General features: G+C 54.0%; 4 protein-coding genes. All 4 read left to right on the plus strand.

Annotated elements, in window-relative coordinates:
* The first annotated feature begins 171 nt into the window (after nt 1-171).
* Nucleotides 172-1,176 (plus strand): integrase arm-type DNA-binding domain-containing protein, encoded by a 1,005-nt coding sequence (locus F8N36_RS03465; RefSeq protein ID WP_291331377.1) that lies wholly within the window; start codon nt 172-174, stop codon nt 1,174-1,176.
* Nucleotides 1,107-3,668, plus strand: coding sequence for a type I restriction endonuclease subunit R (locus tag F8N36_RS03470; RefSeq protein WP_291331379.1), 2,562 nt, complete (start codon nt 1,107-1,109; stop codon nt 3,666-3,668). The genes F8N36_RS03465 and F8N36_RS03470 overlap by 70 nt, the downstream gene beginning before the upstream one ends.
* A 726-nt stretch (nt 3,669-4,394) precedes the next feature.
* Nucleotides 4,395-5,708, plus strand: coding sequence for a dissimilatory-type sulfite reductase subunit alpha (dsrA, locus tag F8N36_RS03475; protein WP_291331381.1), 1,314 nt, complete (start codon nt 4,395-4,397; stop codon nt 5,706-5,708).
* Nucleotides 5,709-5,726: 18 nt separating this feature from the next.
* Nucleotides 5,727-6,492: sulfite reductase, dissimilatory-type beta subunit (locus F8N36_RS03480; RefSeq protein WP_291331382.1), on the plus strand; the 766-nt coding region annotated here is incomplete at its 3' end.

The raw sequence follows: 6,492 nt of genomic DNA on the forward strand, positions 1-6,492 counted from the left end.
GTTCAGACAAAGTCCGTCAAAGTCCGTAAGACCTTGACGGACTTTGCTTTTATGGCAAAGCACACTTCTTTAAAGTCCGGCAAGGTTCGTTGACAGCCTCAATTTTTTTGGGGTAACTTTTAGGGGTAACTCATACCTAGCGAGAATTGTTACCCCCAAAGAGTTACCCCAATGCCTATCTCTGATACCGCTCTTCGCAACGCTAAGCCCCAAGCCAAGCCGTATAAGCTCTATGATGCGGACGGCCTTTTCATCATTGTTACCCCTTCTGGGGGTAAGTGGTGGCGACTCAAATACCGCTTCGGTGGCAAAGAAAAACTACTTTCGCTCGGGACTTACCCTGAAACTGGCCTCAAAGATGCCAGAGGTAAACGCGATGAAGCCCGGAAGCTAATCGCCCAAGGCATCGACCCCAGCGCCCAACGGCAAGCGATTAAAGCCAGCATCACCAGTGCAGACCAAGATTCTTTTGAAGTCGTGACGCGGGAATGGTTCGACAAGCATGTGGTCAACCTCGCCCCCAGCTACAGCAAAAAAATACGCTCCCTTTTTGAACGCCAAATTTTCCCAGTGCTCGGGGCCAAGCCCATTGCAGAAGTTGAGCCCACTGACGTTTTGAACGCAGCGCGCCACGTTGAGCAAACCGGTGCCATCGAAACAGCCCACCGCCTGATTCAAATTTGTGGGCAGGTATTTCGCTACGCCATTGCCACGGGCCGGACAAAATATGATGTTTCCACCGGCCTTCACGCCGCCCTGCCCAAGGTCAACGTTAAGCACATGGCCACGCTCACCGATAAAAAACGTATTGGACAACTTCTGCGGGCCATTGATGCCTACGGTGGATTTTTCTCCGTGCGCTGCGCCCTCAGGCTGGCTCCACTTCTTTTCGTGCGCCCAGGTGAGCTACAGAAGGCAGAATGGGCAGAGCTTGATCTTCCTGCGGCAGAATGGCGGATCCCGGCCAGCAAAATGAAAATGCGGCAGCGTCATATTGTCCCACTATCCCGCCAAGCCCTTTCTATCCTTTCCGAACTTCACCCATACACGGGCAACGGACAGTTTTTGTTTCCATCTATCCGCACATACGCGAGGCCTTCAATCAGGTGCACCGCTACAGCAAGGAGAGCTTCAACAGCGAGCACTCCCTGTTCAAATACCTGCAACTGTTTGTGATCTCCAACGGCACAGATACGCGCTATTTTGCCAACACCACGCAGCGCAACAAAAACAGCTTTGACTTCACCATGAACTGGGCCAAGGCCGACAACAGCCTTATCAAAGACCTCAAAGACTTTACCGTCACCTTTTTTCAAAAAAACACTCTGCTCAGCGTGCTGCTGCACTATTCGGTGTTTGACGTCAACAATACCCTGCTCGTCATGCGCCCCTACCAGATCGCGGCCACAGAACGCATTTTGTGGAAGATCAACAATGCCTGCCAGACCAAAAGGTTGAGCACGACCGAAAGCGGCGGCTACATCTGGCATACCACGGGCTCCGGCAAAACCCTTACCAGCTTCAAGGCGGCGCGCCTTGCCACAGAGCTTGAGTGCATCGACAAGGTCTTTTTTGTGGTTGACCGCAAAGATCTGGATTACCAGACCATGAAGGAATACCAGCGTTTTTCGCCCAGCAGCGTCAACGGCTCGGAAAACACAGCCGGGCTCAAGCGCAATCTGGACAAGGACGACAACAAGATCATCGTCACCACCATCCAGAAGCTCAACAACCTCATGAAAGACGAGGCCGACCTGCCCATCTACAGCAGGCAGGTGGTCTTTATTTTTGACGAATGCCACCGCAGCCAGTTTGGTGAGGCGCAAAAGAACCTGAAAAAAAAGTTTAAAAAATACATCCAGTTCGGCTTTACGGGCACGCCGATTTTTCCGCAAAACGCCCTTGGTGCAGAAACCACCGCCAGCGTGTTTGGCCGCGAGCTGCATTCCTATGTCATCACCGACGCCATCCGTGATGAAAAGGTGCTCAAGTTCAAGGTGGACTACAACGACGTGCGCCCGCAGTTCAAGGCCATCGAAACCGAGATTGACGAAACAAAGCTCAGCGCGGCAGAGAACCGGCAGGCCCTGCTGCACCCCGAGCGCATACGCGAGATCACCCAGTACATTCTGAACAACTTTCGGCAAAAGACCCACCGTTTTCAGATGGGGGCCAAGGGCTTTAACGCCCTGTTTGCCGTCAGCAGCGTGGATGCCGCCAAGCTGTATTACGAATCGTTCAAGGCCTTGCAGAGCAGCAGCGCCAATCCGCTCAAGGTGGCTACCATCTTCTCCTTTGCCGCCAATGAAGAGCAGGACGCCGTGGGCGATATTCAGGATGAAACCTTTGACGTCTCCGCCATGAACAGCAGCGCCAAGGAATTTTTGGGCGCGGCCATAGCCGACTACAACGCGCTGTTCAAAACCAACTTTAGCGTAGAGAGCAAGGCCTTCCAGAACTACTACCGCGACCTCGCCCAGCGCGTGCAAAATCAGGAAGTTGACCTGCTGATCGTGGTGGGCATGTTCCTTACCGGCTTTGACGCCCCCACGCTCAACACCCTGTTTGTGGATAAAAATCTGCGCTACCACGGCCTTATGCAGGCTTATTCCCGCACCAACCGCATTTTTAACGCCACCAAAACCTTTGGCAATATCGTTACCTTCCGCGATCTGGAGCAGGCGACCATCGACGCCATCACCCTGTTTGGCGATAAAAACACCAAGAACGTGGTGCTCGAAAAAAGCTACAAAGAGTACATGGAGGGCTTTACCGATGTGCTCACCGGCGAGGCGCGGCGCGGTTTTGTGGATGTGGTGCGGGAGCTGGAGCAGCGCTTTCCCGACCCCTCGGCCATTGAAAAAGAGTCGGACAAAAAGGCCTTTGTCAAACTGTTTGGCGAGTATCTGCGTGTAGAAAGCGTGCTGCAAAACTACGACGAGTTTGCCAGCCTCAAGGCCCTGCAAAACGTGGACATGGACGACCCTGCGGCGGTTGAGGCCTTCAAGGCCGCGCACTACCTCACGGATGAGGATCTGACCGCCCTGCGGGCTGTCGCCGTGCCCTCTGAACGGAAAATTCAGGACTACCGCTCAACGTACAACGACGTGCGCGAGTGGCTGCGCCGCGAAAAATCCGCCAGCAACAAAGACGCCACAACCGTCGATTGGGACGATGTTGTCTTTGAAATCGACCTGCTCAAATCGCAGGAAATCAATCTGGACTACATTCTTGAACTGATTTTTGAAAAGAACAAAAAGGTCAGGGACAAGGCCGCACTGGTTGAAGACGTGCGCCGGGTGATCCGCGCCAGCCTGGGCAACCGCGCCAAGGAGAGCCTGCTGGTCGATTTTATCAACCAGACCGATCTGGATGAGCTTGGCGACAAGGCCGGCGTGATTGAAGCCTTCTTTGCCTATGCCCGGGCTGAGCAGCAGCGCGAAGTACAGGAACTGATCAGCGGCGAAAACCTGAATGAAGAGGCGGCAAAACGCTATATCACGGCCTCGCTCAAGCGGGAATTTGCCAGCGAACACGGCACGGAGCTGAACGCCCTTCTGCCCAAGATGAGCCCACTGAACCCGCAGTACCTCAAAAAGAAGCAAGGAGTTTTTCAGCGCATCGCGGCCTTTGTGGAAAAATTCAAGGGCGTGGGCGGGCAGCTGTAGCGGTTAACAGTGCCCAATTTGGCTCTACCCTGATTTTATTGGGGTAACTTTAGGGGTAACTATTTTTTTCAATAAAAAATAGCTATTATATTTTATGCAATTATACCATATATTCAGTTGGTGGTGGGCACCAAGAATTGCTCAGTCAAAGTCCGCCGAAGTTGCAGAACTTCGGCGGACTTTGCTTTTATGACAGACGGGCATAGATGCCTACGGTAACTTCTTCACCGTGTGCTGTGCCCTTATCCAGTGCCAGTGACTAACCCACGCCCCTTGTTCTCCAGTTCGATGTTAGTATGCGGGCAATTCCGTAACCATAGGCAGCACCTACTTTTAGATCACGTAAAATTGAAGCCCAAATGTTGGCTTTAGCAATGACGCCCTGGCCATCCGAAACCATTTTATACTGTGTACAACGAAATTTCGTTTAAAATAGCAAAATATGCTTTCCTGCTTCTGAAGCACTCCACGCACACACAAGCACAATATACTGAAATTTAAAAGTAAAATAACATGGCGCACTTTTTGAAAGACATGGTTCATTGAGCTGCTAGTGAATCCATCTTTAGGAAAAGCAGGCAAGGATAAAACAAGCAGAATATAGGTCGCTCAGCGTGGTAAAGGCTACTTGCCAAGCTGCTTTATCACGTAGGGCCCTCTACTTTGCTTCATCAAGGTTTGGCGTAATTGCAGCCGAACAGAACCATGAACTTTTGAGGTGTGATGATGTCAAAATTCGCAACGCCGCAGTTGGACCAGCTTGAAAGCGGCCCCTGGCCGAGCTTTGTGTCTGATATCAAGCAGGAAGCGGCGCATCGAGCGGCCAATGCCAATAATGTTGAATATCAGATTCCTGTGGACTGTCCTGAAGACCTTCTGGGTGTGCTTGAGCTTTCCTACAACGAAATGGAAACTCACTGGAAGCACGGCGGCATCGTCGGCGTGTTCGGATACGGCGGCGGCGTTATCGGCCGTTACTGCGACCAGCCCGAAATGTTCCCCGGCGTGGCTCACTTCCACACCATGCGTGTGGCACAGCCTTCCGGTAAGTATTACCACAGCAAGTTCCTGCGCGACCTGTGCGACATTTGGGATCTGCGTGGTTCCGGTCTGACCAACATGCACGGTTCCACCGGTGACATCGTGCTGCTCGGTACCCAGACTGCCCAGCTGGAAGAAATCTTCCACGAACTGACCCACAACATGAACGTTGACTTGGGTGGTTCGGGCTCCAACCTGCGTACCCCTGAATCTTGCCTTGGCCAGTCGCGCTGCGAATATGCCTGCTACAACACGCAGGACATGTGCTACCAGCTGACCATGGACTATCAGGACGAACTGCACCGCCCCGCCTTCCCCTACAAGTTCAAGTTCAAGTTCGACGGTTGCCCCAACGGCTGCGTGTGCGCCATGGCGCGCTCTGACTTTGCCGTTGTCGGTACCTGGAAGGACGACATCAAGATCGACCAGGACGCCGTGAAGGGCTACGTGGGCGGCGAATTCGCCCCCAACGCTGGCGCTCACTCCGGTCGTGACTGGGGCAAGTTCGACATCCAGAAGGAAGTCGTTGACCTGTGCCCCTCCAAGTGCATGAAGTGGGACGGCTCCAAGCTTTCCATCAAGACCGCCGACTGCGTGCGCTGCATGCACTGCATCAACACCATGCCCCGCGCTCTGCACATCGGTGACGAACGCGGCGCGAGCATCCTCGTGGGCGCCAAGGCTCCCGTGGTGGACGGCGCCCAGATGGGTTCGCTGCTCGTGCCTTTCGTCTCCTGTGAAGCCCCTTACGATGACGTGAAAGAAGTCATCGAAAAGATTTGGGACTGGTGGATGGAAGAAGGCAAGAACCGCGAGCGCGTGGGTGAAACCATGAAGCGCCTGTCGTTCCAGAAGCTGCTGGAAGTCACCGACACTCCCGCCGCTGCCTACCATGTGAAGGAACCGCGTTCCAACCCGTACATCTTCTTCAAGGAAGAAGAAGTGCCCGGCGGCTGGACCCGCGACCTCGCTGCTTACCGCAAACGCCATCAACGCTAGTCAAAGGGGGAGAAGAACATGGCTTTTATTTCTTCCGGGTACAATCCCGCAAAACCGATGGAAGGCCGTATCAGCGATATTGGCCCCCGCAAATATAATGAATTCTTCCCACCGGTAATTGCCAGAAACTTTGGCAAGTGGCTCTATCACGAAATTCTGGAGCCCGGCGTGCTCGTGCATGTGGCCGAAAGCGGAGAAACCTGCTACACGGTGCGCATTGGCGGCACCCGTACCATGTCCATTACTCACATCCGAGAACTGTGCGACATAGCTGACAAATATTGCGGTGGGCACCTGCGCTGGACAACTCGGAGCAACATTGAATTCATGGTGGAAGACAAAGCCACCATGGAAGCCTTGCGCGACGACCTGAACAGCCGCAAATTTGACGGTGGCTCGTTCAAGTTTCCCGTAGGCGGTACTGGCGCGGGCATCAGCAACATGGTGCACACTCAAGGTTGGCTGCACTGCCACACCCCCGCAACCGACGCCTCTGGCCCGGTTAAGGCCGTGATGGACGCCTTGTTTGAAGAATTTAAAGACATGCGCATGCCCGCCCCCGTTCGCATCGCGCTTGCTTGCTGCATCAACATGTGCGGCGCTGTGCACTGCTCGGACATCGGCCTTGTGGGTATCCACCGCAAACCCCCGATGGTCGACCACGAATGGGCTGACCAGCTGTGCGAAATCCCCCTGGCCGTGTCTGCCTGCCCCACCGCCGCTGTACGCCCCACCAAGGTGGAATACAACGGCAACAAGGTGAACTCCATCGCCATCAAGGAAG

Source organism: Desulfovibrio sp. (assembly GCF_009712225.1).
Taxonomy (GTDB): Bacteria; Desulfobacterota; Desulfovibrionia; order Desulfovibrionales; family Desulfovibrionaceae; genus Desulfovibrio.

Coding starts and splice junctions, on each gene's coding strand:
- F8N36_RS03465 (WP_291331377.1), top strand. CDS start 172: ATGCCTATCTCTGATACCGCTCTTCGCAACGCTAAGCCCCAAGCCAAG.
- dsrA (WP_291331381.1), top strand. CDS start 4,395: ATGTCAAAATTCGCAACGCCGCAGTTGGACCAGCTTGAAAGCGGCCCC.